The sequence below is a fragment of the Amycolatopsis panacis genome (genome assembly GCF_003600245.1).
In the GTDB taxonomy this organism is placed as follows: Bacteria; Actinomycetota; Actinomycetes; order Mycobacteriales; family Pseudonocardiaceae; genus Amycolatopsis; species Amycolatopsis sulphurea.
In genome coordinates this window covers 31,190-56,801 of the sequence record NZ_QZFV01000083.1, presented here as the reverse complement: position 1 = coordinate 56,801, position 25,612 = coordinate 31,190, and the positions used below count along the sequence as shown (strand labels likewise).

The window sequence follows — 25,612 nt, the reverse complement described above, 5'->3', positions numbered from 1 at the left end:
GATCCCGGTGACCACGACCCTCGCGCTGTCGGGCACGTTCGGTTCCGATCTGGTGCGCGGGATCGGTGCGATCCTGCTCTACGGCGTGATCGGGCTGCTGCTGATGTTCGCCGGGTTCTACGCGATCGACTTCACCACCCCGGGGAAGCTGTCCAAACTGGTCACCCAGGGGTTGCCGAACGCGGTGATCGTGACCGCGTCCGGGTTGCTGTCCATGGCGTTCATCGTGGTGGTGGCGATCTTCAACTCGGCGAACGATCTCACCGAGGGGCTGATCACCTCGCTGGTCTACGGACTGGTCGGGGTGGTCGTGCAGGTGCTGGCGGTGCGGCTGCTGGAGTGGGCGACCCGGATCGACGTCGGCTCGACCATCCAGAGTGAGCGGTTCGCCCCGGCCAGCGTCGTGGTCGCGGCCGCGCACCTGGGCCTGGGCCTGGTCGTAGCTGTGGCGATTTCGTAGCGTTCGCGCACTGCCGCGGGGTCGCATTCCCACTAACGTGGAACTCGTGCGATTGTTCAGGACGCCGGAAGACCGGTTCGCGGACCTGCCCGATTTCGCCTTTCCCCGGAAGTACACGGACCTCGCCGATCCACACGGCGGCCTGATCAGGGTTGGTTACGTCGAGGCGGGCCCGGTGGACGGGCCGCCGGTGCTGCTGTTGCACGGCGAGCCCAGCTGGTCCTACCTGTACCGCAAGACGCTGCCAGTGCTGGCCGATGCCGGGTTGCGCGCGATCGCCCCGGACCTGGTCGGATTCGGCCGCTCGGACAAACCGGCCGAGATCGCCGACCACAGCTACGCGCGGCATGTGGAGTGGGTGCGCCGGTTCGCCTTCGACGATCTGGACCTGCGGGAGGTGACCCTGGTCGGACAGGACTGGGGCGGGCTGATCGGGCTGCGGCTGGTCGCCGAGCATCCCGGCCGGTTCGCCGGCGTGGTCGCGGCCAACACCGGCCTGCCCACCGGGGACACCGACATGCCGCCGGTCTGGCACAAGTTCCGCGAGGCGGTGGAGAACGCGCAGGTGCTCGACGTCGGCCGGGCGGTGCAGTCGGGCTGCCGTACGCAGCTGCCGGACGAGGTCCGCGAAGCCTACGACGCACCGTTCCCGAACGAGGTGTACAAGGCAGGCCCGCGGGCGATGCCCGGCCTGGTGCCGACCCGCCCGGACGACCCGGCCTCCGACGCGAACCGGCTGGCCTGGCAGACCCTGACCGGGCTGGAAATCCCGTTGCTGTGCGCGTTTTCCGACGGCGACCCGATCACCGGCGCGATGGCGCCGATTCTGCAGCGCAGCGTCAAGGGCGCGGCAGGTCTGGACCACCCGACGATCACCGGTGCGGGCCACTTCCTGCAGGAGGACGCGGGGGAGACGCTGGCCGAGCACGTGGCCCGGTTCGTGCGGCGCTGAGCGTTCGCCGGTTGTGCTGTGAAGGGTCCCTTCACGGACGCAGAGTCCGTGAAGGGTCCCTTCACAGCTTTACTTCAGGGCGGCCAGGGAGTCGGTCAGGATGGCCAGGCCTTCGGCGGCCTCGGCTTCGGTGAGGGTCATCGGCGGGCCGATGCGCAGGACGTTCTTGTACAGACCGCCCTTGCCGATGAGCAGGCCGCGCTTCTTCGTTTCCTCCAGCATCTGCTTCGCAGCGCGGACATCGGGGGTGCGGGTGCCCGGCTCGACCAGCTCGACGCCGATCATCAGGCCCTTGCCGCGGACCTCGCCGACGTGCGGGCTGTCCGCCGCGCGCAGGCCGTCGATCAGCTGGGCGCCGCGGGCGGCACAGTTGGCCTGCAGATCGTGGTCGTCGATGTAGCCGAGCACGGCGAGCGCGCCCTGCATGGAGACCGGGTTGCCGCCGAAGGTGGAGAACGACTCCGCCTGGAAGCAGTCCAGCACGTCGCCGCGGGCGACCACGCCGCCGACGGTCAGCCCGTTGCCGAGGCCCTTGGCGAAGGTCATCATGTCCGGCACCACGTCGTGTGCCTCGATGCCCCAGAAGTGCTCGCCGGTGCGGCCCCAGCCGGTCTGCACCTCGTCGGAGACGAACAGGATGCCGTGCGCGTCGAGGACCTCCTTCATCGCCTTGAACAGCCCGTCCGGCGGCAGGCTGAACCCGCCGACGCCCTGGATCGGCTCGGCGATCAGGCAGGCCACGTCGCCCGCGGTGGCGATGTCGAGCGTCTCCACCAGATCGGCCACGCAGGCGTCGATGTAGGCGGTGTCGGACAGCTCGCGGAACGGGCTGCGGTAGCGGTAGCCGCCGTGCACGTAGCTGACCTTGATCGGGCTCAGCGAGGACGCCGACCAGCCGCGGTTGCCGGTGATCGCGACCGTGCCGAACGAGCGGCCGTGGTAGGAGTTGCGCATGGCCAGCACCTGGTTGCTGCGCCGGTACTGGGTGGCGAGCATCAGCGCGGTGTCGTTGGCCTCGCTGCCGGAGTTGGTGAAGAACACCTTGGCGTCCGGGATGCCGGAGCGCTGCGCGATCTTCTCGGCCAGCTCGACCTGCGAGCGGATCAGGTAGAGCGTGGAGGTGTGCAGCACGCCGGTGTCGAGTTGTTTGCGCACCGCGTCGCTGATCTCGGCGACGTCGTAGCCCATCGAGTTGGTCAGTACGCCGGCGAAGAAGTCCAGATAGGTGCGGCCCTCGGCGTCGGTGACCCGGCGGTCCTGCGCGCGCACGATCTCCAGCGGCTCGTCGTATAGCAGCGACATCCAGGACGGGAGCACCGCGCGGTGGCGCTTGAGCAGGTCGTCGGTCATGGTGTTCTCCTCGCTCGGGGGTCTTGGCGAGTATGCGGAGCGCGGGAATCGGGCGACAACGATCAGACTGTCGGGTAGTCCGCGCGCGGCTGCACAGTGTGTACGGGAAACCGAGTCGAGGCGCCGCTACCCCGGCGACTACCCTTTTGCAAGTGATTGACCCCAGGACTCTGCGCGAAGACCCGGAAGCCGTGCGCGCGTCGCAGCGTGCCCGTGGCGAGGACGAGGGCGTGGTCGACAAGCTCCTCGGTCTCGACACCCGCCGCCGCTCCGCGATCGCGAACGCCGACACGTTGCGGGCCGAGCAGAAGTCCGTCAGCAGGCAGGTGCCGAAGGCCTCCGCGGAGGAGCGGCCCGCTTTGCTGGCCCACGCCAAGGACCTGGCCGCGCAGGTCAAGGCCGCCGAGATCGAGCAGAACGCGGCGTCGGAGGAGTTCGACCAGCTGTTCCGCACCGTGCCCAACCTGGTGCACCCGGACTCGCCGGTCGGCGGCGAGGACGACTTCACCGTGCTCAAGACGGTCGGGGCGCCGGGGTCGTTCGACTTCACCCCGCGCGATCACCTGGAGCTGCTCGAAGGACTGAGCGCGGTGGACATGGAGCGCGGCGCGAAGGTGTCCGGCTCGCGGTTCTACTTCCTCACCGGGGTCGGCGCGCAGCTGCAGCTCGCGCTGCTGAACATGGCCATCGCGAAGGCACTGGCGAACGGGTTCACGCCGATGATCACGCCGTCGCTGGTGCGGCCGGAGATCATGGCGGGCACCGGGTTCCTGGGCGCGCACTCGTCCGAGGTGTACCGGATGCGGGACGACGACCTGTACCTGGTGGGCACCTCGGAGGTGCCGCTGGCCGGCTTCCACGCGGACGAGATCCTCGACCTCGGCGAAGGACCGCGCCGGTACGCCGGATGGTCGTCGTGTTTCCGGCGCGAGGCCGGTTCGTATGGCAAGGACACCCGCGGCATCATCCGGGTGCACCAGTTCGACAAGATCGAGATGTTCGTCTACGCCAAGCCCGCCGAGGCGGAGGCCGAGCACGAACGGCTGCTGGCCTGGGAAGAGGAGATGCTCGCCGCGATCGAGGTGCCCTACCGGGTGATCGACACCGCGACCGGCGACCTCGGCACGTCCGCGTACCGCAAGTACGACTGCGAGGCGTGGGTGCCGACCCAGCAGACTTACCGCGAGCTGACCTCCACCTCGAACTGCACCACCTTCCAGGCCCGCCGGTTGTCCGTGCGCTACCGCGACGACAACGGCAAACCGCAGATCGCCGCCACCCTCAACGGCACGCTGGCGACCACCCGCTGGATCGTCGCGATCGTGGAGAACCACCAGCAGGCCGACGGCTCGGTCCGCGTCCCGGAGCAGCTGCGGCCGTTCCTGGGCGGGGCCGAGGTGCTGTCGCCGGGTAAGCGCTGATCGGGCTGGGCGTAGCCGCTTGCAACGTTGGGGTGTTTCTCCGGTCGATCGTGAGGAACTCGCACACAGTAAGCAATGCGTGGGTACAGTTCGCCAGTGTGGATGATCGTCGATGGGGGTTCGGCGTGTTTGCGCTCGGTGTGATCGGTGCGATCGCGACGGCATGCACCGTAGTCGGCATCCCGGCGGCGATCGCGGGCGCGGCAGGTGTTGCGATCGGGCTGGTCACCACCGCGATCGCGTCGGTCCAGTCGCTGGTCAACACCATTTCCGCCGAGCAGAACACCATTGCGCAGAAGGTGCACGACCTCGGAGCTCAGTGGGCGAGGTCGAACATCGGTGCGATGCAGGACAAGTCCGATTGGCACGTGATGCAGTGATCCCGGCGCTGGACAGGGCCGGGCGAATCGCCTGGCCGGACTTGTTCCTGAGTCTCGGCGCGATCGTCGTCCTGGTCGTTCTCGGCTTCGCCGCGCCGTCGGGGATACATCCGTTGTTCTACTTCGGGCTGATCTTCCTCGGCGGTGCGGCGTTTCCTTGTTGATCAGCGGGGTCATCGTCGGTGTGGCGAAGAACCGTGCACCGACCTTCCCGGCGGCTGACGCGCAGTTCTTCGCCGGAGTTCGTCGAGGTGTGCTGGCCATGTGGCTGTGCGCAGTGGTGACGGTGGTGCTCGGGGTCCTGATCCTGGTGGTGATCGCGGACGGGAGGGGTGGTACCCCGGTGAGCGCGGGGGCGTTGACAGCCGCCTTCGCCGTTGCCGTGGTGGCGGTGATTTTCGCCGCGGCGACCTCGATCCTCGTGCGTCGTGCGGTGCCGAAAGCCTGACGGCTGTGAAGGGTCCCTTCACGGACCCGAAACCGGTCCGGCGCACGCCACGAGGTGGTCGCACACACACCTCCGCATCGCCCGCTGCCGGGCCCCCGACCAACTTTGCCGGGGCCCTGGACTCTGAGGCTGTGAAGGGACCCTTCACAGCATGCAGAAGCACTCACGCGGACACGCGGTCGGCGATGTGCTTGGCGATCTCCAGTGCGCTGGTGGCCGCGGGACTGGGTGCGTTGAGCACGTGCACCTGGTTCCGGGCGGACTCGATGAGGAAGTCGTCCACGAGTGCGCCGTTCGGCCGGAGTGCTTGCGCGCGTACGCCGGAGCCGTGGCGCACGATGTCGTCTTCGGTCACCGCGGGCACGAGCTGGGCGAGGCTGGCCGCGAAGCGCTTCTTGGAGAACGACCGCCGCACCTCCTCCAACCCGGTGGGATAGGCGTACTTGCGCGCCAGCCGCCAGGCGCCGGGGAAGCGTGCGACGTCCGTGAGGTCCTTCATGGACACGTCTGCCCAGCGGTATCCCTCGCGGCGCAGGGCGAGCACCGCGTTCGGGCCGGCGTGCACGCTGCCGTCGAGCATTCGCGTGAGGTGTACGCCGAGGAACGGCAGTGTCGGGTCCGGCACCGGGTAGATCAGGCCGCGCACCAGGTGCCGCCGATCCGGCTTGAGTTCGTAGTACTCGCCACGGAACGGCACGATCCGCGCACTCGGCGTGAGACCGGCCAGCTCGGCTACCCGGTCGGCTTGCAGGCCCGCGCAGTTGACCAGCGCGTCCGCCCGCAGTACTTCGGTGCCGGTAGCCACCTCGACGCCGCCGCCCCGGCCGGCCCGGATGCCGCGCACCGGCGTGCCGAGGCGCAGGTCGGCGTCGGCCTCGTCGAGCAGCCGGACCAGCGCCGAGCACACCGCGGGGAAGTCGATGATCCCGGTGGACTCCACGCGCAGCGCCGCCACGCAGGACACCTCGGGTTCGTACTCGCGGGCCTCGGCGGGGGAGATCCGCTTGGCCGGCACGCCGTTGGCCTCGGCCCGGGTGGCGAGCGTGTCCAGCGCCGGGATCTCCTCCTCTCGCGTGGCCACGACGAGCTTGCCGCACACCTGGACCGGCACCCCGTACTGCCGGGCGAAATCCACAATGGACCGGTTGCCGGCCACCGACATCCGGGCCTTGAACGAGCCCGGCTTGTAGTACAGCCCGGCGTGCACCACATTCGAGTTGTGCCCCGTCTGGTGCGCCGCCCAGCGGGACTCCTTCTCCAGCACAGTCACGTCCTGACCACGTTGCGACAGCTCCCAGGCAACGGCCAGGCCGACGATTCCCCCACCGACCACCACGACATTTCGCACGGCAGGGAAGGCTACGCGCTTCGGGCCGTCGCTGCGTAGTCCACGACCGCGTGGTTACCTGACCGGCGACAACCCGGCGACGGTGAGCGCGTCGTCCACCCCCAGCTCCCGGCCGGTGGTGTACGCCTCGGCGAAGCGGTCGCCCAGGCTCGCTGTGGCTGCTTCGGTGACGCGCGCAACATCCGGCTGCCCCAGCACCGCAGTGCCGCGTATGGCCTCAGCAGCCCCGAGCAACGTGGCTGCTTCGATGTACTGCTTCTCCTCGGTGAGAAGACCCGCAGCCGCTTCGAGGACCGACGCCAGCACGAAGTTGTTGTGCCACGCGTACGCGGTCTCCGCAGCCTCTCGGATCCGGAGACGGGCTTCTTTCGGTCGATGCTCGGCCACTTCGATCCATCCCAGCGTGGCGGCTGCGGTGGCGCGTACGACGGCGACAGCGAACGAGCCCGACGTGCACTCGGTCAGTACGCGCTCGGCCAGGTCCCGTGCGTGGGCGAGGTCTCCGGCCTGGCGAGCCAGCCCGGCCAACCCGAGTTGACCGGCGGCACGCGTCTCCGGCATGCCCGTCCGCCTTGCCAGCGCGACAGCCTGTTCGTAGTCCGCGCGTGCGCCTTCGACGTCTCCGCGCAACGCACGGCTGTCGCCGCGACGGGAGAGCAGATCGGCGTAGTCGTCGGTGGCGCCGAGTTCCTGCATGAGCGACATCGACTCGGTCATCGCTGCTGTCGCTTCCTCGTGCTGGCCGCGCCAGGTGAGTACTTGTGACAAGTGGTCCAGGGACATGGAAAGACCCCAGCGTTCGCCGAGTGCGCGATAGCGGGCCTGTCCTTCGCGGAGGCCGTGTTCGGCGGCGTCCAAATCGCCGGTGAGCATGGCGCGCAGGCCGTCGCCCATCGGCACGAGCGCGGTGAGCCACGGATCGGAGTGCCGCGCGAGCCTGGTCTGCGCGAGCCGTGCCGCGTCGTCCTCCGGTGGTCCGAGCACCACGGCCGCGAGCATCAGCAGCATGGGCCGTTCCGGCACCCATCCGCTGTCCGCGAGGTAATGATCCACATAGGACTGATGGGCCAGTACCACGTCGTGCCCGGGATCCCCGGCCATCGCGGCCAGCAGACACATCAGGAACGGCTCGCCGGCCGGTGGTTCGGACCCGCAGTGCCGCAGGACTGCCAAGGAAAGCACGGCGCCTTCGTGGCGTCGGCCGCGTAGCCACCAGTACTGCGCCAGCGCGGCGACGAGCCGGAGCGCCGTGGCCTGGTCGGCCGTGGCCGACCAATACAGCGCGGCCACGAGGTTGTCGTACTCCGCGTCGAGCCGATCGAGCCAGGACAGCTGTTCGGCGGTGCGCAGTTTCGGGTCCGCATCCTCGGCCAGCCGGAGGAACGCCTGCGCGTGCGCCTGCCGCAGCTGTGCGGTTTCCCCGGCACCGGCCAGCTTCTCCGCGCAGAAGGCCCGGATCGTCTCCAGCATCCGGTACCGCCCACCGGAATGTTCCACCAGCGACTTGTCCGTGAGTTCCGGGAGCAGCTCCGCCGGCGTCCCGCAGATCTCCTCGGCGAACGCCAGCGTCGCCCCGCCGCGGAAGACGGTCAGCCGCCGGGCGAGGCGGCGCTCGTCGTCGTCGAGCAGATCCCAGCTCCACTCCACCGCGCCACGCAACGATCGGTGCCGTGCTTCCGCGGTCCGGCTGCCGCGGGCGAGCAGCCGGAACCGGTCGTCGAGCCGTCCGGCGATCTCCTCGACTCCCAACGTGCGCACGCGGGCCGCGGCAAGCTCCAGCGCGAGTGGCAGGCCGTCGAGCGCGGCGCAGATCCGCACGACGTCCGCGGCGGTGCGCTCGTCGACCCGGAACGCCGGATCGCTGGCCTGTGCACGGTCGGTGAACAGGCGCACCGCAGAGTAATTGAGCATCTCGGCAGCGGGGGTATCTGCAGGCGGTACCGCAAGCCGAGGGACGGGGGCGAGCTGCTCGCCGGTGATGCCGAGCGGTTCCCGGCTCGTGGCCAGTACGCGCAGCCCCGGGCAGGCCGGCAGCAGCCGCGCGACCAGCCGGGCCGCCGCGGCCACGACGTGTTCGCAGTTGTCCAGCACCAGCAACATCGGCTGGTCCCGCAGCGCGGAAACGATCCGTTCGACCGGGCTCGGCCCGCTGACGCCGCGCAGCGGGGACGTCGTCTCCCTCAGCCCGAGCGCGCCGAGCACGGCCGACTCGACGTCGTCTGCGATGTGCGGGGCCAGCTCCACGAACGCACACGGCCCGGCGTTCGTCCCGGCCTCCACCGCCAGCCGCGTCTTGCCCGTACCGCCGGGACCGAGCAACGTGACCAGCCGGGCGTGCCGGAGCAGCTCGGCGATCTGGCGCAACTCCTCGTCACGGCCGACGAAGCTGGTCAGCTGCGCGGGCAACGGTGCGGCCGTCGTCGCCGGTTCGTCGTGCAGCACCGCCAGATGCGCCTCGGCCAGCTCCGGTCCGGGATCGGCGCCCAGCTCGTCGGCCACTACCCGGCGGGCGTCTTCGAATGCGACGAGGGCTTCCGCGTTACGGCCCAATGCGTGCAATGCGCGGACCAACTGGGCACGCAGCCGTTCACGCAATGGCTCCGCGGCAACGGTTGTGCGCAACTCGTCGAGAATTTCCCCGGCGCGGCCAAGGGAGATCTCCGCATCGATCCGGTCGGCGGCTGTCTCGGCGCGCAGTTCCTCAAGCCGTGTGGCCTGCGTGGACGCCGCGGGGACGTCCGCGAAGGCCGGTCCGCGCCACAACGCCAGCGCTTCGGTGAGCAGATCGCTCGCCCGCGCCGGGTCGTTCGCGGCCAGTTCCCGCCTTCCCTCCGCGGCGAGCCGTTCGAAGCGGTGTGCGTCGATCTCCTCCGGATCGACCACCAGGCGGTATCCCGCGGACGTGAACTCCACCGGCAGCCCCGCTGCGCTGCGCAGCCGGGAGACCTGGGACTGCAAGGCGTTCGCGGCACCGTCCGGCGGTTCTTCGCCGTACAGGCCGTCGATGAGCCGCTCCGCGGACACGAACCGGCCGGCGTCCGCCGCCAAGAGCGCGAGCAGCGTCCGTCCCCGTGGCCCGCCGACGGTGACCGGCTCGCCCGCGGTGTTCCACCCAGTGACGGCCCCCAGCAGCCCGATCCGCATACTGGTGAGCCTAAGCGCTGCTCGTCGGCTTCACTGGCAGTTTATCCCGACGACAGCCTGTGGGGGGAACGTTATATACACTGCGACGCGATCAGTTCGCAAGGCGAGGTCCGCGATTCACAGGAGAGGCAAAGTGGGCGAACCCGTGCTGCTCGGGAAGCCGACGGTGGGCGAGGAAGAGCTTGCCGCCGTGGCCGAGGTGTTCCGTTCCGGCTGGCTCGCCGGGGCCGGACCGGCGTGCCGCCGATTCGAGGAACGCTTCGCCGGCGTCACCGGCACCGCGCACGCGCTGTCCACGAGCAGCTGTGGCGCCGCGTTGTTCCTCGGCCTGCGCGTGCTCGGAGTACGGCCCGGCGACGAGGTGATCGTCGGCGACTACACGTTCCCGGCCACCGGACACGCTGTGCTGCAGGCCGGTGGCAAGCCGATCTTCGCGGACATCCGCCCGGACGTCTTCAGCGCCGACCCGGCCGCGATCGAAGCCCTGATCACCCCGCGCACGGTGGGCATCCTCGCGGTCGATGTCGCCGGGCAGCCGGGTGATTTCGACGAATACCGCGCCATCGCGGACAAACACGGCCTGTGGTTGTTCGAGGACGCTGCGTGCTCCGCGGGCGCCACCTACCGCACCCGCCCGGCGGGCAGCCTCGCCGATTTGGCCGCCTTCTCCTTCCACGGCCGCAAGGGCATCACCGCGGGCGAGGGCGGCGCGCTCGTCTCCGATCGGGCGGATCTGCTGGCCCACGCCCGGAAACTGCACACTTACGGCATCGAACCGGCGATCAGCCGGGAAGGCGCCGAAGCGCTGCCGGTGCCGGAGTTCCACGAACTCGGCTGGAACTTCCGGCTGTCCGACATCCAGGCCGCGATCATGGGCGTCCAGCTCGACCGGCTGCCCGACCTGCTCGCCGCCCGGCGCGCGGTGGCCAAGCGCTACCACGAGGCGTTCGCGGACCTCGAAGCGCTGAGGGTGCCGGTGGAGCTGCCCGACCGCGAACATCCATGGCAGGCCTATCTGCTCACGGTCGCCCCGGAGATCAGCCGGGACGCGCTCGCGCTGCGCATTCGCGAGCAGGGCGTGCAGTGCAACTTCGGCACGTACGCCTCGCACCTGCAGCCGATCTACGGCGAGCAGGCGCCGTTGCCGGTTTCGGCGGACGCGTTCCGCCGGCAGCTGGCGATCCCGATGCACGCCGAGCTCACCGGTGCCGAAGTGGACCGCGTGGTGAGCACCGTGCGCGAAGCCGTCCATACCCTTTCCTGACCCACGAGGAGAACCAGCACCCATGTCCGAGAAGAAGGTCTTCTTCACCGGCGGTGGCGGGTTCATCGCCGCACATGTGATCCCGCTGCTGCTCGAGGGTGGCTACACGGTGCGGATCTTCGACAACATGACCCGCGGTGACCGGGCCAGGGTCGGCGAGTTCGTGGCCACCGGCAAGGTCGAGCTGGTGGAGCAGGACGTGCGCTACGGCGGCGCGGTGCGTGAGGCGATCCGCGGCTGTACGCACGTGATCCACTTCGCCACGGTGTCGATCAACAAGTCGATCGCCGACCCGCACGAGTCGATCGACATCAACATGATGGGCAACCAGAACGTGTTCGCCGCGGCTGCCGACGAAGGCGTGCAGCGGCTGGTTTTCGCCTCCACGGCCTCGGTGTACGGCGATCCGAAGCGCTTGCCCATGCACGAGGACGACGAGCTGCGCCCGCTCACGCCGTACTGCATCTCCAAGCGCGCAGGCGAGGACCTGCTCGGGTTCTACGAGCGCACCAAGGGCCTGTCCTGGAACGCGTTGCGGTTCTTCAACGTGTACGGCCCGGGGCAGAAGATCGAGGCCTACTACACCTCGGTGATCAACCACTTCATCAAGCGCCTGCGGGCCGGGCAGCCGCCGGTCATCGACGGCCGCGGCGACCAGTCGATGGACTTCGTGCACGTGTCCGACCTCGCCCGCGGTGTGGTCGCGGCGCTCGAATCGGAGCAGGCGAACCTGCCGATCAACATCGGCACCGGGGTGGACACCTCGATCGCCACGCTGGCCAAGATCCTCATCGAGGCGGTCGGCGTGGACGTGCAGCCGGAGTTCAACGAACGCGACGTGCTGGTCTCGCGCCGGGCCGCGGACATCGGCCGGGCCCGCGAGGTGCTGGGCTGGCAGCCGCGGATCTCGGTGGAGGAAGGCATGCGGGCCTTGGTGCAGGACTCCGAGTGAGTGCCGCCGGCCCTGCCGAGAGAACGCCGATGCGCATCGCGGTGGTGAACAACTTCTTCCCCCCGCGCGTCGGCGGGAGCGCGCACATGGCGGCCTCGCTGGCCGCCGAGTACGCCGCGGCCGGGCACGAGGTTCTGGCGATCACCGCGGCGTACGCGGATGCGCCCGCGGAGGAGGAACGCGACGGCTACCGCGTGGTCCGGCTGCCCGCGGTGAAGATGCCGCAGCTGGGTCTGTCGATCGACTTCGACATGACCTTCGCCGCACCGCGGCCGGGTAACTGGCGACGGCTGTGGAAGCTGCTGGAGGAGTTCAAACCGGACGCGGTGCACCTGCACGGCCAGTTCTTCGACCTCTCGTGGATGGCCGGGATCTACGCCCGGCGGCACGGGCTGCCCGTGCTGCTGACCATTCACACCCTGCTGATCAGCGACAAGAAGCTCTACGGCCGGGTGTTCCGGGTACTGGACGCGGTGCTGGTCAAGCCGGTGCTGAAGTACCTGCGCCCGCGCTACGTCATCCTCGACAAGCTCGGCGTGGACTACTGCGTGCAGCGTTACGGTACGAGCGACGAGAACTCCGAGTATTTCCCGATCGCGGTGGACATCGGGCACTTCGCCAAGCCGGTCACCAAGGACGTGCGCGCGGATCTGGAGCTGGGGGACGGCCCGCTGATCGTCTCGCTCGGGCACGTGATCCCGCTGCGCAACCGGCTGCCGCTGGTGGAGGCGCTGCCCGGGATTCTCGAACGGCATCCCGGCGTGCGCGTGGTGGTCGTCGGCCGGGTGTATCACGACGCGTTCCTGCGCCGGGCCGAGGAACTGGGCGTGGCGGACGCGCTGGTGGTTACCGGGCCGGTGCCGAAGGAGGACGTGCCCGCCTACTTCGCGGCCGCGGACCTGGTGACGCACGACCTCAACGGCGGCTGCGGGACCGCGTCGCTGGAAGCGATGCTGTCCGGCACCGCCACCATCGCGTCGGTGACCGAGGACAACTACCCCGGCATCGAACTGCGCAACGGCGAGAACGTCCTGCTGGTCCGGCCGGACGATGCCGAGGCGGTGCGCGAGACCGTACTGTCCCTTTTGGACGATCCGGACCGCAGGGCGCGGATCGCGCAGCGGCAACGGGCGATGGTCCGGGACAACTTCGGGCTGGACGTGGTGGCCGAGGAACACCTGCGGGTGCTCACGAAACTGGTGGCGGACAACGATGTTCTTCGATGACGAGCGCTCGAACCGGCTGCGCCCGCAGATTCTCACCGATGTCGTCGCGCAGTACTTCAACGACGCGGAGCGGGCGAAGTTCTACGGACTGCCCGAGAGCTGCCGGATCCGGGAGCGGGGCAAGATCGTCAGCCCGGAGAACCTCCGGATGGGCGAGCACTGCTGGATCGGCGAGGGCGCGGTGCTCGACGCCAGCGGCGGGCTGGAGATCGGCGAGCACACCAGCATCGGGCTGAACACGCTGGTGTTCACGCATTCCAGCTGGCTGGCGAACATGGCGCTGCAGAACCACTCCGGCAGCGATCTGATCGAGCGCAAGCCGGTGAAGATCGGCAAGGGCTGCTTCATCGGCGGCCTGGTGGTGATCATGCCCGGCGTGACCATCGGCGATTTCGCCACGGTGCAGCCGAATTCGGTGGTGGCCAAGGACGTGCCCGCCCGGACACTGGTGGCGGGCAACCCGGCGCGGGTGTTCCAGCGCTACGACGAGGAGTACATCGAGTCGGAGGTCGAGCGGGTGCGGACGGAGAACGCCCGCCGCCGCGCGCTTTCGGACGATCCGTCCGGCTGGGGCTCCCCTTCGGGCGACTTCACCGCGTAAGAGGCGTCAAAGCTGTGAAGGGACCCTTCACGGCCACAGCGGCTGTGAAGGGTCCCTTCACGGACGATCGTGGTGGAAGTTGCGGGCGCAATGGCCGTAGCCTGGGGGCGTGCGCAGTGACGACGAGTTCGCCGAGTTCGTGCACGCCTGTTCGAGTCGTCTTACGCATGCCGCGTATCTGCTGACCGGTGATCGGCACCAAGCCGAGGACGCCGCCCAGACCGCGTTCACCCGCACTTACGCTGCCTGGGCGCGGGTACGGCGGAAAGATCCGTACGCCTACGCGCGGCGAGTGCTGGCCAACCACGTCATCGACGGCTGGCGGCGGCCGATCCAGGAGTACGCCACCGAGGAGCTGCCCGAGTACGAACCGGTGCCGGACGTGGCGCACGCCGTCGCGCAGCGGGAGTGGCTGTCCACGGCGCTGGCCCGGCTCACCGCCAGGGAACGGACGGTGATCGTCCTCCGGCATTTCTTCGACCTGTCGGAGGACCAGGTGGCCATGGAGCTCGGCGTGTCCACCGGCACGGTGAAGAGCACGAACTCGCGAGCGCTCGCGAAACTGCGGGTGGACGCGGATTCGCTGGTCGGGAGGTGAGGCATGGCTGAGGAAATCGATCAGTTGCGTGCCGCGCTCCGGGAGCCTCTGCCGGAGCCCTTCGCTGCGCCCGATGTGCCCCGGATCATGGCCGAGGGCAAGCGATTGCGGCGACGGCGGCGGGTGCTCGGCGGGGCCGGTGCGGCTGCCGCGGTGGTCGCCGTGCTCGCGGTCGTCTTCGCCGCCGTGGGGTTGCGTTCGACCGGCCCGGCGCCGGCCCCGGTCGCCGCCGCGCCTTCGGCCCCGTCCCTCCCGCCCGCCCTGTCTGTGGTACCCGGCCCCGTCGCGCCGCCCGTCAAGGCCGTCCCGTCCGGCGACGTGATCGACACCGACACGTTCACCCCGGACGGGCAGCTGGTGTTCTACTTCGTGGCGCTCGACTCGGAGATCGGCTTCGGGGTGATGGCGGGCCTGCGCACGGCGAACGGCCTGCAGCCGCTGTACCTGACCAACGAGACCCGGATGCCGGCGCTGTCGTTCGGGTTCCACGCCACGTCCGGCGGGCAGCTCACGGACCGGACCTGGGTACCGGTGTACGGATACTTCAGCGGCCCGGCCGCGCGCATCACGACCACGATCGGCGGCCGCACCATCGCGGCGCACCTGGGACGGTGGAGCGGGCGGCCGGACGTGGTCGTGTTCTGGTTCGACCAGTCCGACGTGCCCTCCACGTCCCGGCTGACCCCGCTGATCGCCTATGCCGAGGACGGCGGGCGGCTGACCCGCTGAATCAGGCCGCCTGGTTCAGCACCTGCGCCACCACGTGGTGCGAGGGCAGGATCAGCTCGCGTTCGGCGTCCGCGTCGAGCTTGCCCTCCAGCAGATCGAGGAACCGGTCCAGCTGGGTGGCCAGCGGTTCCCGCGCGGTGATCAGCTCCGGGATCTCGATCACGGTCTGCTGCCGGTAGCCGAGCCCGTCCGGGGTGACCGAATCGTGCGAGACGTGCCGGTAGATGGTCACGTCCCGGCGCAGCAGGTCGATCTCCACCATGCGGTCGAGTTCCGACACCACCAGCGAACGGACCTTGCGCTGCCCGAGCCGGGACGCGGACACGGTGGCCAGCCCGGTCGGGAACGACAGCACCGTCTCGATGGTGTCCTCGGCGCCGTCGACCGAGGACGGGTGGAAGTACCCGGCACCCGAGGTGACCCGCGCCGGCGTCGCCCCGCCGAAGAACTGGATGGCCAGATCGACGTCGTGCACCAGCAGGTCCCAGGCCACCCCGGTCTTGATCCGCGGGGCGTACGGGCCGTGCCGGCGGGCCATCAGGTGCACCGGCTCGGTCACCAGCGCCCGCGCGGTCATCACCGCCGGGTTGTACCGCTCCAGCAGCCCGCACATCAGCGGGATGTCCTTCTTCGCCGACAGCGCGACGATCTCCTGGGAGAATTCGAGGCTGTTGCAGACCGGCTTCTCGACCAGCATCGGCTTGCCCTGGCCGAGGATCTCCTGCGCCAGCTCGTAGTGCACCTCGGTGGCCGAGGCGAGCACCACTGCGTCCACATCGGACAGTGAGCCGATCTCCGGGGTCCACCGGGTCTCGTACCGCTCGGCGACCGCGCGGCCGGCCTCCTCGCGCGGGTCGATCACCCGGACCAGCTCGGCCCGCTCGTTGCCGGCCAGTACCCGGGCGTGCAGCGAGCCCATGTTGCCGGTGCCGATGAGTGCGATGCGGTGTGTCATGCGCCCAGCACCTCGCGCACCGTCTCGACGATCCGGTCCAGATCGGACTCGGTCAGATGCGGGTGCACCGGCAGCGACAGCGCCTGGTCGGCGACCGAGGAGGCCACCGGGAAATCCGCCACCGTGGCATCCGGGATCAGCGGATGCCCGCGGTAGCAGTCGTAGTCGAAGACGATCTTCGGGTAGTAGATCCCGTTGCCGATGCCCTTTTCGGTGAGGGCGGCGGCCAGCTCGTCACGGGAGAGCATCGCGTGCGGGCCGACCAGCACGGTGTACTGGTGCCATACGTGCGACCGGCCGGGCAGCACCTGCGGCACGCTCAGGCCCGGCGTGTCGGCCAGCCCGTCGGACAACCGCTTCGCGTTGGCCTGCCGGGCGGCGGCGAGCTGGTCGAGCTTCGCCAGCTGCGGGATGCCGACCGCGGCGTGCAGATCGGTCATCCGGTAGTTGTGCCCGGCCATCTCGTACTGGTAGCGCGCTCGCATGCCCTGATTGCGCAGCACCCGCAGCTTGTCCGCCAACTCGTCGTCGTCGGTGGTGATCACGCCGCCCTCGGCGGTGGTCACGTTCTTGGTGGCGTACAGCGAGAAGCAGCCGATGCCGTACGAGCCGGCCTGCTTGCCCTCGAACGAGGCGCCGACCGCCTGCGCGGAGTCCTCGATGATCCGCAGCCCGCGCTCGGCCGCGAGCGGGGCGAGCTTGCCCATGTCCGCGGTCTGCCCGTAGAGGTGCACCGGCATCAGGACCTTGGTCCGGTCGGTGACCGCGGCGGCCACCGCGTCCGGGTCGATCGCGAAGTCGTCGCGCCGGATGTCGGCGAACCGGACCGTGGCGCCGGCCTCCAGGATGGCGTTCAGCGTCGCCACGAAGGTGAACGGCGAGGTGATCACCTCGTCACCGGGCGCCAGGTCCAGCGCCTGCAGCGACGCGACCAGCGCAGTGGTGCCGTTGTTCACGGCGATGGCGTGCTTCGTGCCCGCGACGTGGGCGAAGGCGTCTTCGAAGCGCTTGACCATCGGCCCCTGTGCGATGGCGCCGGAGCGCAGCACCTCGACGACGAGGTCCTCCGCGTCACGGACGTCGACCACGGTAATGGGGATCATCGGCAGTCTCTCTCGGCAGGCGATTTCGATGCGTCCGGTACAGTTGGCCGCCGGTTCTGCGCCCGGCCGCCCTGCAGCAACGCGGGCCACACGTTACCGGGCGCGCCGTCATGTCCAGTACCCAGCCGCCGACGAACGGATACGCGAACAGTGTCGGACGCTCAGGCCGCCAGGCCGGGAACCAACCGCATCCACCCGACCGCAGTCCTCGGGGAGGGCGTCGAACTCGGCGAGGGCAACGTGATCGGCCCGTACACCGTGATCGTCGGACCTGCCCGGATCGGCGACGGCAACTGGATCGGCCCGCACGTGACCATCGGCACGCCCGGCGAGGACCGCGGCAAGCCGCACCCGGCGGCCTGGGACACCGCGCCGTCCGGTGATCCGGAGCAGGACGGGCACGGGGTGGTGATCGGCGACCGCAACCGGATCCGCGAGTACGTGAGCGTGCACCAGGGCACCTGGCGCACCACCACGCTCGGCAGTGACGGGTATTACCTGCGGGGCAGCCACATCGCGCACGACTGCCTGGTCGGTTCCGGAGTGACGATCGCCTCGAACGTGATCACGGGTGGGCATTGCCACATCTGGGACGGCGCGAACCTCGGCATGGGCACGGTGCTGCACCAGCGCGTGGTGATCGGCCCCTGGGCGATGGTCGGCATGTCCTCGGCGGTGCGCCGCGAGGTGGGCGCGTTCACCATCGCCGTGGGCAATCCGGCCCGCGTGACCGGCGTGAACGTGGTCGGGCTGTCGCGCCGCGGAGTGGACGAGACCACCATCGAGGCGCTGTCGCCGTGGCTGAAGGGCAAGAGCGGCCTGCCGGACGACGGGCTGGCCGACCGGCTCCCGGGCGACCTCTCTACCGTGGTCAAGGCGTGGGACGCCCGCCCGCGCGAAGAACACTAGGAGCTGTGGATATGTCGGAAGTGGCCACCCAACTGCGCACGGTCTTCGTCGACGCGCTCGATCTCGACGGTGAAGTGGACGTCGAGAACCTGAAGTACCGCGAGATCGAGGCGTGGGACTCGGTCGGCCACATGGCGCTGGTCGCGGCCATCGAGGACGAGTTCGACGTGGAATTCGACACCGACCAGGTGATCGACATGTCGAGCTTCAAGGTCGCCGTGGACATGGTGACCGAGCTGAAGGCGAAGAATGACTGACTTGTCCGGTCGTGTCGCGCTCGTCACGGGCGGGACGCGTGGGATCGGCCTGGCCACCGCGCGGGCGCTGGCCGAGGTCGGCGCCACCGTGGTGCTGACCGGCCGGGACGAGTCCCGCGCGAAGGAGGCCGCGGCCACGGCCGGTGCGGCGGCCGGGCTCGTGCTCGACGTGACCGACGCGAAGGCAGTCGCCACGCTGGTCCGGGGGGTGGCGAAGGAGCACGGCAAGCTCGACATCGTCGTCGCCAACGCGGGGATCATGGTGGACGCGCTCCTCGGCATGATCAAGGAAGACCTGGTCGACACCACGCTGAGCACGAACGTCGCCGGCACGCTGCACACCGTGCAGGCCGCGGCCCGCGCGATGATGCGGAAGAAGACCGGCTCGATCGTCGTGCTGGCCAGCGTCGTCGGCGAGTACGGCAGCGCGGGGCAGACGGTGTACGCGGCGTCGAAGGCGGCGGTGGCGAACATCGCGCGTTCGGCGGCGAAGGAACTCGGCCGGTCGGGCATCCGCGTGAACGCGGTGGCCCCCGGCGTGATCGACACGGACCTGACCTCGGGGCTGTCGGAGGAGGCGAAGGCGGAGAACGCCGGCCGCACGCCGCTGGGCCGGCTCGGCACCGCCGAGGACGTGGCGAAGGTCATCCGGTTCCTGGTGAGCGACGAGGCGTCGTTCGTGACCGGTCAGGTGCTCGGCGTGGACGGCGGCCTGGTGTTGTGAGTGTCCTCGCCGGGTGACCCGCGATGGTCACCCGCGAGCACGACTAGGTTCTGTTTCATAAACGGCGGAGCCGTTTGCTGTGGGCCGTCAACCGGCACCGCTACCCGCACCGCCACGCAAGCCACTTTCGAGACAGTCTCTAGGAGGTTCGGGTGAATCTGGTTGGCGCTGGGGCCCGGCTGGTGGATGTGGCCGGTGGCCGCACGCTGGCGGGCGACGAGCTGACGGCGGAGATCGAGCGCGCGGCCGGGGATCTGGCGGAGCTGCCGTCCGGGGTGCTGTTCGCGCGGATGTCGCTCGATCTCGCGAGCGTGCTGCGTTACCTCGGCGCGTTCGAGGCGGCGCGGGCGGTCGCGCTGATCGACCCGGCGCTGGACCCGGACGTGCTGGCCGGGCTCATCACCCGGTTCCGCCCGGCCGCCGTGCTGGCCGCGCCGGAGGCCGAACCGCCCGCCGGCTACACCGCGTCGGACGGGCACTGGGTCCGGGCGGAGGCCGAGGGCGTGACTCCGCATCCCGAGCTGGCCGTGCTGCTGCCGACCAGCGGTTCCACCGGAAACCCGAAGCTGGTCCGGCTTTCGCGCCACGGGCTGCTGTCCAATGCGGACGCGATCGCGGAAGTCCTGCGGATCGACGCCGGCGAGGTCGCCCCGACCTGCCTGCCGCTGCATTACAGCTACGGCCTTTCCGTGCTGAATTCGCACTTGCTGCGCGGCGCGACGGTGGTGATCGAGGCGTCCGGTGTGCTCGGCCGCGGATTCTGGTCCGCAGTGCAGGAACACGGCATCACGTCGCTGTCCGGCGTGCCGTACCACTACGAAATGCTGCGCCGCCTGAAGTTCGACCCGGCGAAGTACCCGACGCTGCGCACTCTCACCCAGGCCGGCGGGAAGCTCCGGGACGAGCTGATCGCCGAGTTCAACGACAAGATGCTCGCGGTCGGCGGCCGGATGTACGTGATGTACGGCCAGACCGAGGCGTCCCCGCGGATGACGACGGTGCCGGCGGAACGGCTGGCGGAGAAGCTCGGCTCGGCCGGTCCGGCGCTGCCCGGCGGCAAATTCGTCGTCCGCCGGGACGACGGTGCGGAGACCACGCATCCGAAAATCGTCGGTGAGGTCCTTTACCGTGGGCCGAATGTGATGATGGGTTACGCCGACGACGAGGCCGGGCTCGCCGCGGGCGACGAATGCGGTGGCACGCTGGCCACCGGCGACCTCGGGTACCTCGACGAGGAGGGGTACCTGTACGTCACCGGCCGGCTCAAGCGGATCGGCAAGGTGTTCGGCAACCGGGTCAGCCTCGACGATCTGGAGCACGCCGTGCGCGTGGCCGAGGTGGGCATCGACGTCGTGGCGGCGGTGTCCGCGGGCGACAAGGTCGTGCTGTTCGCCGAGCTGCCCGAGGGTGAGGGTGCCAAGGCGATCTGCAAGGACGCCGCGCGGGCGCTGTCGGCGCGGCTGCACCTGCACACCAGCGGGTTCGACGTGCGCCCGATCGACACGGTGCCGCTGCTGGCCAGCGGCAAGATCGACTACCGGTCGTTGGAAGGACGGGTATGAGTGTGTTCACGCGCTCGCAGGCGGAGCGGGAATCCTTGCTGCTGCCGGAGCTGGCGGAGCTGACCGCGCACCACCGCGCGAACTCCGCCGGGTACGAGCGCATCCTGGCCTCGCTCGGCATCGAGCCGGACGCGTCGTTCGGCGCGATCGCGGAGCTGCCGTGGCTGCCGGTGCGGATGTTCAAGACCCACGACCTCAAGTCGGTGCCGGACGACGAGGTGTTCAAGACGCTCACCTCCTCCGGCACGACCGGCGCCGGCGCGTCGCGGATCCATCTGGACAAGGCCGCGGCGGGCGCGCAGACGAAGCAGCTCGGCGCCACGCTGCAAGAGGTGCTGGGCGGCGAGCGGCTGCCGATGCTGATGGTCGACACCATCGGGATCATCAAGAACCGCCGGTCGTTCTCCGCGCGGGGCGCGGGCGTGCTCGGCATGGCGAACTTCGGGCGTAAGCACACGTACGTGCTCGACGAGGACGACAAGCCGGATGTCGAGGCGGTGAAGCGGTTCCTGGCCGAGTACGGGGACAAGCCGTTCCTGATCTTCGGCTTCACTTTCATGGTGTGGCAGTACCTCTACGAGGTGGCGCGTGAGCACCGGCTGGATCTGTCGAACGGGATCCTGATCCATTCGGGCGGCTGGAAGAAGCTGATCGACCGCGCGGTGGACAACGCCGAGTTCCGCCGTCGGTTCACAGAGGACACCGGCCTGCACCGGATTCACAACTACTACGGGATGATCGAGCAGATCGGCACCGTGTTCCTCGAAGGTCCCTCCGGGAATTCCTTGTACTGCCCCGATTTCGCCGACGTGGTGATCCGCGATCCGGAGACGTGGCAGGAGCAGCCGGTCGGGCGGCCGGGGGTGATCGAGGTGGTGAGCACGCTGCCGCGGTCGTACCCGGGGCATGTCCTGCTGACCGAGGATCTCGGTGTGTACCAAGGGATCGACGACGGTGACTGGCCCGGCAAGCACTTCACGGTGCTCGGCCGGTTGCCGAAGGCCGAGGCCCGCGGCTGCTCGGACACGTTCTCGGGAGCGGCGGCGTGATGATGGAGCAGCGTTTTCCCGCGGCGGCATCGATCGCCGCCGATACCTTGCTGGCGCAGGTGCGCGAGGAGCCGCCCGGTGGCCGGTTGACCGTCGGTGACCCGCGTGTGGTCGAGTTCGTCACGAAGTTCGCGCGCAAGCTCCTGGCGCCCGCGCTCGCCCGCCGTTTCCCGGAGTTGACCTCGCTGGGTTTCTTCCTGCGCAAGGGAGAACTCGCCAAGGCACTGTCCACTTTGGAAACCACAGGCACCGCACTGCGGTTCCCGCGAGGGCTGGTGTTCCACGTGCCACCGGCCAATGTGGACACGATCTTCGTGTACTCGTGGGCGTTGTCGGCGCTGGCGGGGAATCCGAACGTGGTGCGCGTGTCCTCGCGGTCGGCGGGCGCGGCCGAGGTCGTGCTGGAGGCGCTGAACGCGGCGCTCGGCGACGTGTCGCCGGAGACGGCCGCGACGATCCGCGCCACCCAGCGGATGGTCACCTACGACCGCAGCGACGAGATCAGCGGGGCGCTGTCGCGGGCCGCGGACCTGCGGGTGATCTGGGGCGGCGACGCTTCCGTGGCCGCGCTGCGGAAGTACCCGCTCGCGCCGCACGCGCGGGACCTCACCTTCCCGGACCGTTCGTCGTTCGCGATCGCCTCGGTGCGCGGCTGGCAGGAGGCCACGCCGGAAGCCCGGCTGAGCGCGGTGGAGGGCTTCTACAACGACTCCTACTGGTTCGACCAGGCGGCCTGCTCGTCACCGCGCGCGGTGTTCTGGGTCGGCGACGCGGAAGGCGCGCGGGCCGCGGGCACCGAGTTCCGGCAGTTGCTCGGGCAGGTGCTGGCGGCCAAGCAACACGTCGTCGAACCAGCCATGGCCGTGCAGAAACGCGTGTCGGCCTATGGCGCGGCGGTCGACGGGCTGGTGTCCTCGATCCGGTTCGACGGGAACGCGCTGGCCACTTTGGAGCTTGCGGACGCCACCGTGCTGCCACGGGAGTGGCTGGGCGCGGGGACCTTCGCGAACGCCACGGTCGGTTCACTCGATGAGCTGGTTCCGATTGTGCGGCGCAAGGACCAGACGGTCAGCCAGTTCGGCTTCACCGCCGCGGAACTGGCCGGATTCGTCACCGCGCTGGCCGGGCGCGGGGTGGACCGGGTGGTGCCGTTCGGTTCGGCACTCACTTTCGCCGGGGTGTGGGACGGCTACGATCTGCTGGCCGAGTTCAGCCGCCTGGTCACCGTGCAGGCGTGAGGAACGCGCAGGCGTAAGGAGCAAGGCCGATGACGACCGTCCAGGATGACGAGGCCCGGCCCGCCGGGAAGACCCGCAAGTCCACCAGGGCACGGGTGCTCGACGTGGCGCGCTGGGTCGCCATCCTGCTGGTGGTCGGCTTCGCGGCGAAGCAGCTCGCGTCCAACTGGAGCGAGTTCTGGCACACGCTGTCCGAAGTGGCCTGGCAGTCCTCGGTGCTCAGCCTGCTCGCGCTGGTGGCCGCCATCATGGTGTCCACCTGGGGCTGGCAGATCCTGGTCGATCATCTCGGCAAGCCGATCGGGTACGCCCGCGGCGCGCAGATCTGCCTGGTCGGCTCGCTCGGCAAGTACGTGCCCGGTTCGGTGTGGGCCTACCTGCTGCAGATGGAGCTGGGCCGCAAGGCCGGGCTGGCCAGGGCCCGGATCTTCACCGGTTCGCTGATCCAGCTCGGCGTGAGCGTGGTGTCCGCGCTGGTGGTCTCGCTGCTGGCCGCGCCCGCGGTGTTCAGCAACAGCCCGCGCGCGATGTGGTTGTTCGTGCTGATCCCGCTCGGTCTCGCGCTGCTGCACCCCCGCGTGCTGAGCTGGGGTACTTCTCTGGTGCTGAAGCTGCTGCGCCGCGCGCCGCTGGAGGAGTCGCTGGGCTGGGGCGTGGTGGTGAAGACGTTCGGCGCGTCCACCGGCGCCTGGGCGTTGCAGGGGGTGCACCTGTGGTTGCTGGCGAACTCGATCGGTGCCCCCGGTTTGAACGGCTTTGTCCTGTGCGTGGGCGCGATGGCGGTGGCGATGACCGTCGGTACCTTCGCGTTCATCCTGCCCAGCGGCGTCGGTGTCCGTGAGGTGGCACAGGTCGCGGTGCTGACCGCGAGCGGGCTGACGGTCGGGCAGGCCACCGCGTTCGCGGTCGCGTCTCGCGTGATGTTCACCGTGGCCGACCTGCTGACGGCTGGTATCGCCGCCGTCGCGGCCCGGTTGTCGGCGCGGCGCACACCGGCGCCGACGGCGGCCTGATTCAGCGGTCCAGCCGGTAGATCACCGCGTCCTCGTTGCGGTACACCTGGTGCAGGAACGGCAGTCCGTCCAGCCGGTTCAGGCCCGCGAACGAGTACGGCGGGTTCGGCGCTGCCGCTGGGCGGCCGAGGATCACCCAGTGGATGTTCAGCCGAACCACCGCGGCGCGTACTTCCGGATCGGTTTCGTAGTCCCGGAACCGCGCTGCCAGCAGCCATGCGTCGGCCGGGGGTGTAGTGCCGTCGTCGTGGGCCGCGACGGTGCGTACGCCGCTCAGCGCGTAGGTCCACGGGGTGCCGTCGTTGCGGTCGTTCATCGCCCACTCGCCGGGGCGGGCCAGCTTGCCCAGCTCCACCATCGCGCGCTCTTCGTCCGGCGTGATGTTCTGCTCGCGCGGGTTGGCCGAACGGTAGCCGCCTGCGACACGGTCACCGTTCGACGGCGCGTACAGGCCGTTGGTGATCGCTACGAAGCCCAGCAGCACCACGGCGGCCAGCGCGGCCGCCGGTAAGCGTGCGGGCAGCCGTACACGCAGCCATGCGTGCAGCGACGCGACACCGTGGCCCGCGATGAACGACAGCGGCACGACCGCCATCGACATGAACCGGTACGGGTCGTCCCACCACGGCCGTGAGAGCGCCATGACCAACGGTGCGTTCGAGGAGGACACAGCGATGTAGAACAACCCGGTGACCAACGCTGTCAGCCCGATCCAGCGAAGCGAACCGAGCCGATTGAAGAAGATGAAGCCGAGCAGCAGCGCCACTGAAAGCCATAGCTGCGGATGTGGTTCCCGATGCTGGAAGCCGAGCAGCGCGCCAAGCGCGTCCGTCGCTCGCCATTCGACCGGCCAGCCCAGGTAGGGCAGCGAACCGTTCGCGAGCCCGAGCGCACCGAACAGCTGCAACCATGCCACGAGCAACGCCACGACGGCGATCGGCAACAGTGCCAGCAGATCCCGGCCGATCGTCCGCCATCGTTCGATCCAGCGCTGGATCAGCAGCGGGCCGGCGAAGAGGATCGCGCCGAACAGCGTCGACGAGTGGATGCACAGCAGCCCGACCGCGGACACCACCAGTACGAAGCCGGTGTCCGGCGCGACGCGGTTGAGATACCGCCGTAGAACCACAGCTGCCAGCGGTGTGAGCGCCATGCCGAGCATGAACGGGTACAGCGGACCGCGGTTCATCGACTCGTACAGGCTCATCACCGGCGCCACCGCTGCCAGCGCCACAGCACCGGCCAGCACCGCGCGTCCGCCGAACTCGCGCACTGTGACCACTAGGGACAGCGCCATCAAGCCCGGCAACAGCACGGTGTTCGTGTCGAGCGTGAGGGGGATGGATCCGCTGCCACTGAGCGTGTACTGCTCGGCTGCGAGCAGGTGGTAGGCGTTGGGATAGAACGGCGGCGAAGCGTCGCCATACCAGTTCAGCGTGCCCATGCCGAAAAGACCGCCGTCGCCGGTCGACGCGATGTAGCGGACGCCGTTGGCCGTGTACGGGGCGTCGCCGCCTTGCGCGATGGCGCCGAGGTGCCCCATTCCGCGTACTGCGGCGTAAAAGCCCACGGCGGCGGCGAGTAGCACGCAGGCACCCACGGCCCAGTGCGCCCTCGGTTCCCACACTCGTTGCACAGGCGGCGGTGGCCACTTGCGCACCGTGAGCCGTCGCAGTCCGAACGCGACAGCCGCGAACAGCACCGTGGTCACGGCGAAGGTCCACGTGGTGAACGGAAGGCCAAGCGCGGCCGTCCACGGTCCGGCGAGCCCGCCGATCGCGTAGCTCAGCAACGGCGTGAGCCCGGCCAGCGTCCAGCCGCGCAGGCCGGCGGCCAGCCCGGTGATCAGGCCGGGAAGCCCGATCACGAGCAGGCAGAGCACCAGGCTCGTGGCAACTGACAAAAACGTGGGTTCGCTCGGCAACAGTC

25 protein-coding genes are annotated in these 25,612 nt (G+C 69.6%); 19 read left to right on the top strand and 6 right to left on the bottom strand.

What is annotated here, in order from left to right; all coding sequences use genetic code 11:
• Positions 1-7: 7 nt before the first annotated feature.
• Both D5S19_RS15780 and D5S19_RS15775 read left to right on the top strand, forming a co-directional pair.
• Positions 8-460 carry a DUF350 domain-containing protein gene (locus D5S19_RS15780; protein WP_120024100.1) on the top strand — a complete coding sequence of 151 codons (453 nt, stop codon included), beginning with the start codon at positions 8-10 and terminating at the stop codon, positions 458-460.
• Between the two features lie 46 nt (positions 461-506).
• Complete coding sequence (locus D5S19_RS15775; protein ID WP_199730521.1) at positions 507-1,412, top strand: haloalkane dehalogenase; 906 nt, start codon at positions 507-509, stop codon at positions 1,410-1,412.
• A gap of 69 nt (positions 1,413-1,481) precedes the next feature.
• On the opposite strand, the gene D5S19_RS15770 is transcribed toward D5S19_RS15775, so the two are convergent.
• On the bottom strand, positions 1,482-2,762 hold the full coding sequence (locus D5S19_RS15770; protein ID WP_120024098.1) for an aspartate aminotransferase family protein: 1,281 nt from the start codon (positions 2,760-2,762) through the stop codon (positions 1,482-1,484).
• A gap of 152 nt (positions 2,763-2,914) precedes the next feature.
• Between D5S19_RS15770 and serS the strand changes: the two genes are divergently transcribed.
• The 4 genes from serS (at position 2,915) to D5S19_RS33160 (ending at position 5,011) form a co-directional block, all read left to right on the top strand.
• The gene (serS, locus tag D5S19_RS15765) at positions 2,915-4,183 is read left to right on the top strand and encodes a serine--tRNA ligase (RefSeq protein WP_120024097.1); all 1,269 of its coding nucleotides are present in this window, start codon (positions 2,915-2,917) and stop codon (positions 4,181-4,183) included.
• A gap of 98 nt (positions 4,184-4,281) precedes the next feature.
• Positions 4,282-4,563 carry a hypothetical protein gene (locus tag D5S19_RS15760; protein ID WP_233573950.1) on the top strand — a complete coding sequence of 94 codons (282 nt, stop codon included), beginning with the start codon at positions 4,282-4,284 and terminating at the stop codon, positions 4,561-4,563.
• Entirely contained in the window at positions 4,545-4,727 is a 183-nt protein-coding gene (locus tag D5S19_RS33165) for a hypothetical protein (RefSeq protein WP_233573949.1), read from the top strand. Before D5S19_RS15760 ends, D5S19_RS33165 begins: the two co-directional genes overlap by 19 nt.
• 20 nt (positions 4,728-4,747) lie before the next feature.
• Complete coding sequence (locus D5S19_RS33160) at positions 4,748-5,011, top strand: hypothetical protein (protein ID WP_233573947.1); 264 nt, start codon at positions 4,748-4,750, stop codon at positions 5,009-5,011.
• Positions 5,012-5,174: 163 nt separating this feature from the next.
• Here D5S19_RS33160 and lhgO read toward each other — a convergent pair whose 3' ends face one another.
• Both lhgO and D5S19_RS15745 read right to left on the bottom strand, forming a co-directional pair.
• The gene (gene lhgO, locus D5S19_RS15750) at positions 5,175-6,359 is read right to left on the bottom strand and encodes an L-2-hydroxyglutarate oxidase (RefSeq protein ID WP_120024096.1); all 1,185 of its coding nucleotides are present in this window, start codon (positions 6,357-6,359) and stop codon (positions 5,175-5,177) included.
• Between the two features lie 54 nt (positions 6,360-6,413).
• Positions 6,414-9,503: an ATP-binding protein gene (locus D5S19_RS15745; RefSeq protein ID WP_120024095.1), complete on the bottom strand. Its 3,090-nt coding sequence runs from the start codon at positions 9,501-9,503 to the stop codon at positions 6,414-6,416.
• A 133-nt stretch (positions 9,504-9,636) separates the two neighbouring features.
• On the opposite strand from D5S19_RS15745, the gene D5S19_RS15740 reads away from it, so the two are divergent.
• The 6 genes from D5S19_RS15740 (at position 9,637) to D5S19_RS15715 (ending at position 14,873) form a co-directional block, all read left to right on the top strand.
• The gene (locus D5S19_RS15740; RefSeq protein ID WP_233573946.1) at positions 9,637-10,767 is read left to right on the top strand and encodes a DegT/DnrJ/EryC1/StrS family aminotransferase; all 1,131 of its coding nucleotides are present in this window, start codon (positions 9,637-9,639) and stop codon (positions 10,765-10,767) included.
• A 22-nt stretch (positions 10,768-10,789) separates the two neighbouring features.
• Entirely contained in the window at positions 10,790-11,719 is a 930-nt protein-coding gene (locus D5S19_RS15735) for an NAD-dependent epimerase/dehydratase family protein (protein ID WP_120024094.1), read from the top strand.
• A 29-nt stretch (positions 11,720-11,748) separates the two neighbouring features.
• On the top strand, positions 11,749-12,945 hold the full coding sequence (locus tag D5S19_RS15730) for a glycosyltransferase family 4 protein (RefSeq protein ID WP_120024093.1): 1,197 nt from the start codon (positions 11,749-11,751) through the stop codon (positions 12,943-12,945).
• Positions 12,932-13,546 carry an acyltransferase gene (locus D5S19_RS15725; protein WP_120024092.1) on the top strand — a complete coding sequence of 205 codons (615 nt, stop codon included), beginning with the start codon at positions 12,932-12,934 and terminating at the stop codon, positions 13,544-13,546. Before D5S19_RS15730 ends, D5S19_RS15725 begins: the two co-directional genes overlap by 14 nt.
• 109 nt (positions 13,547-13,655) lie before the next feature.
• Positions 13,656-14,144: a SigE family RNA polymerase sigma factor gene (locus D5S19_RS15720; RefSeq protein ID WP_120024091.1), complete on the top strand. Its 489-nt coding sequence runs from the start codon at positions 13,656-13,658 to the stop codon at positions 14,142-14,144.
• A 3-nt stretch (positions 14,145-14,147) separates the two neighbouring features.
• A complete protein-coding gene (locus D5S19_RS15715) occupies positions 14,148-14,873 on the top strand; it encodes a hypothetical protein (RefSeq protein WP_120024090.1) in 726 nt (241 codons plus the stop codon).
• A 1-nt stretch (position 14,874) separates the two neighbouring features.
• Here the strand turns inward: D5S19_RS15715 and D5S19_RS15710 are convergent, their stop codons facing one another.
• Entirely contained in the window at positions 14,875-15,828 is a 954-nt protein-coding gene (locus D5S19_RS15710; protein WP_120024089.1) for a Gfo/Idh/MocA family protein, read from the bottom strand.
• A complete protein-coding gene (locus D5S19_RS15705) occupies positions 15,825-16,931 on the bottom strand; it encodes a DegT/DnrJ/EryC1/StrS family aminotransferase (RefSeq protein WP_120024088.1) in 1,107 nt (368 codons plus the stop codon). The genes D5S19_RS15710 and D5S19_RS15705 overlap by 4 nt, the downstream gene beginning before the upstream one ends.
• A 150-nt stretch (positions 16,932-17,081) precedes the next feature.
• On the opposite strand from D5S19_RS15705, the gene D5S19_RS15700 reads away from it, so the two are divergent.
• From D5S19_RS15700 to D5S19_RS15670, 7 genes are all read left to right on the top strand, one after another.
• A complete protein-coding gene (locus D5S19_RS15700; protein WP_120024087.1) occupies positions 17,082-17,840 on the top strand; it encodes an acyl-ACP--UDP-N-acetylglucosamine O-acyltransferase family protein in 759 nt (252 codons plus the stop codon).
• Positions 17,841-17,851: 11 nt separating this feature from the next.
• On the top strand, positions 17,852-18,097 hold the full coding sequence (locus D5S19_RS15695) for an acyl carrier protein (protein WP_120024086.1): 246 nt from the start codon (positions 17,852-17,854) through the stop codon (positions 18,095-18,097).
• The gene (locus D5S19_RS15690) at positions 18,090-18,821 is read left to right on the top strand and encodes an SDR family NAD(P)-dependent oxidoreductase (protein WP_120024085.1); all 732 of its coding nucleotides are present in this window, start codon (positions 18,090-18,092) and stop codon (positions 18,819-18,821) included. Before D5S19_RS15695 ends, D5S19_RS15690 begins: the two co-directional genes overlap by 8 nt.
• Before the next feature lie 152 nt (positions 18,822-18,973).
• Positions 18,974-20,383 carry an AMP-binding protein gene (locus tag D5S19_RS15685; protein ID WP_120024084.1) on the top strand — a complete coding sequence of 470 codons (1,410 nt, stop codon included), beginning with the start codon at positions 18,974-18,976 and terminating at the stop codon, positions 20,381-20,383.
• Positions 20,380-21,432, top strand: coding sequence for a LuxE/PaaK family acyltransferase (locus tag D5S19_RS15680; protein ID WP_120024083.1), 1,053 nt, complete (start codon positions 20,380-20,382; stop codon positions 21,430-21,432). The genes D5S19_RS15685 and D5S19_RS15680 overlap by 4 nt, the downstream gene beginning before the upstream one ends.
• Positions 21,433-21,434: 2 nt before the next feature.
• Positions 21,435-22,670 carry an acyl-CoA reductase gene (locus D5S19_RS15675; RefSeq protein WP_199730527.1) on the top strand — a complete coding sequence of 412 codons (1,236 nt, stop codon included), beginning with the start codon at positions 21,435-21,437 and terminating at the stop codon, positions 22,668-22,670.
• Positions 22,671-22,699: 29 nt separating this feature from the next.
• Complete coding sequence (locus D5S19_RS15670; RefSeq protein ID WP_120024081.1) at positions 22,700-23,683, top strand: lysylphosphatidylglycerol synthase transmembrane domain-containing protein; 984 nt, start codon at positions 22,700-22,702, stop codon at positions 23,681-23,683.
• 1 nt (position 23,684) lies between these two features.
• Here the strand turns inward: D5S19_RS15670 and D5S19_RS15665 are convergent, their stop codons facing one another.
• The gene (locus tag D5S19_RS15665; protein WP_120024080.1) at positions 23,685-25,607 is read right to left on the bottom strand and encodes a DUF6541 family protein; all 1,923 of its coding nucleotides are present in this window, start codon (positions 25,605-25,607) and stop codon (positions 23,685-23,687) included.
• Positions 25,608-25,612: the final 5 nt, after the last annotated feature.

Bases quoted from the DNA above. Each gene is read 5' to 3' on its own strand.
- D5S19_RS15695 (WP_120024086.1), top strand. From the start codon at position 17,852: ATGTCGGAAGTGGCCACCCAACTGCGCACGGTCTTCGTCGACGCGCTC.
- D5S19_RS15735 (WP_120024094.1), top strand. From the start codon at position 10,790: ATGTCCGAGAAGAAGGTCTTCTTCACCGGCGGTGGCGGGTTCATCGCC.
- D5S19_RS15715 (WP_120024090.1), top strand. From the start codon at position 14,148: ATGGCTGAGGAAATCGATCAGTTGCGTGCCGCGCTCCGGGAGCCTCTG.
- D5S19_RS15705 (WP_120024088.1), bottom strand. From the start codon at position 16,931: ATGATCCCCATTACCGTGGTCGACGTCCGTGACGCGGAGGACCTCGTC.
- D5S19_RS15675 (WP_199730527.1), top strand. From the start codon at position 21,435: ATGGAGCAGCGTTTTCCCGCGGCGGCATCGATCGCCGCCGATACCTTG.
- D5S19_RS15680 (WP_120024083.1), top strand. From the start codon at position 20,380: ATGAGTGTGTTCACGCGCTCGCAGGCGGAGCGGGAATCCTTGCTGCTG.
- D5S19_RS15690 (WP_120024085.1), top strand. From the start codon at position 18,090: ATGACTGACTTGTCCGGTCGTGTCGCGCTCGTCACGGGCGGGACGCGT.
- D5S19_RS15745 (WP_120024095.1), bottom strand. From the start codon at position 9,503: ATGCGGATCGGGCTGCTGGGGGCCGTCACTGGGTGGAACACCGCGGGC.
- D5S19_RS15730 (WP_120024093.1), top strand. From the start codon at position 11,749: ATGCGCATCGCGGTGGTGAACAACTTCTTCCCCCCGCGCGTCGGCGGG.
- D5S19_RS15710 (WP_120024089.1), bottom strand. From the start codon at position 15,828: ATGACACACCGCATCGCACTCATCGGCACCGGCAACATGGGCTCGCTG.
- D5S19_RS15725 (WP_120024092.1), top strand. From the start codon at position 12,932: ATGTTCTTCGATGACGAGCGCTCGAACCGGCTGCGCCCGCAGATTCTC.
- D5S19_RS15770 (WP_120024098.1), bottom strand. From the start codon at position 2,762: ATGACCGACGACCTGCTCAAGCGCCACCGCGCGGTGCTCCCGTCCTGG.
- D5S19_RS15670 (WP_120024081.1), top strand. From the start codon at position 22,700: ATGACGACCGTCCAGGATGACGAGGCCCGGCCCGCCGGGAAGACCCGC.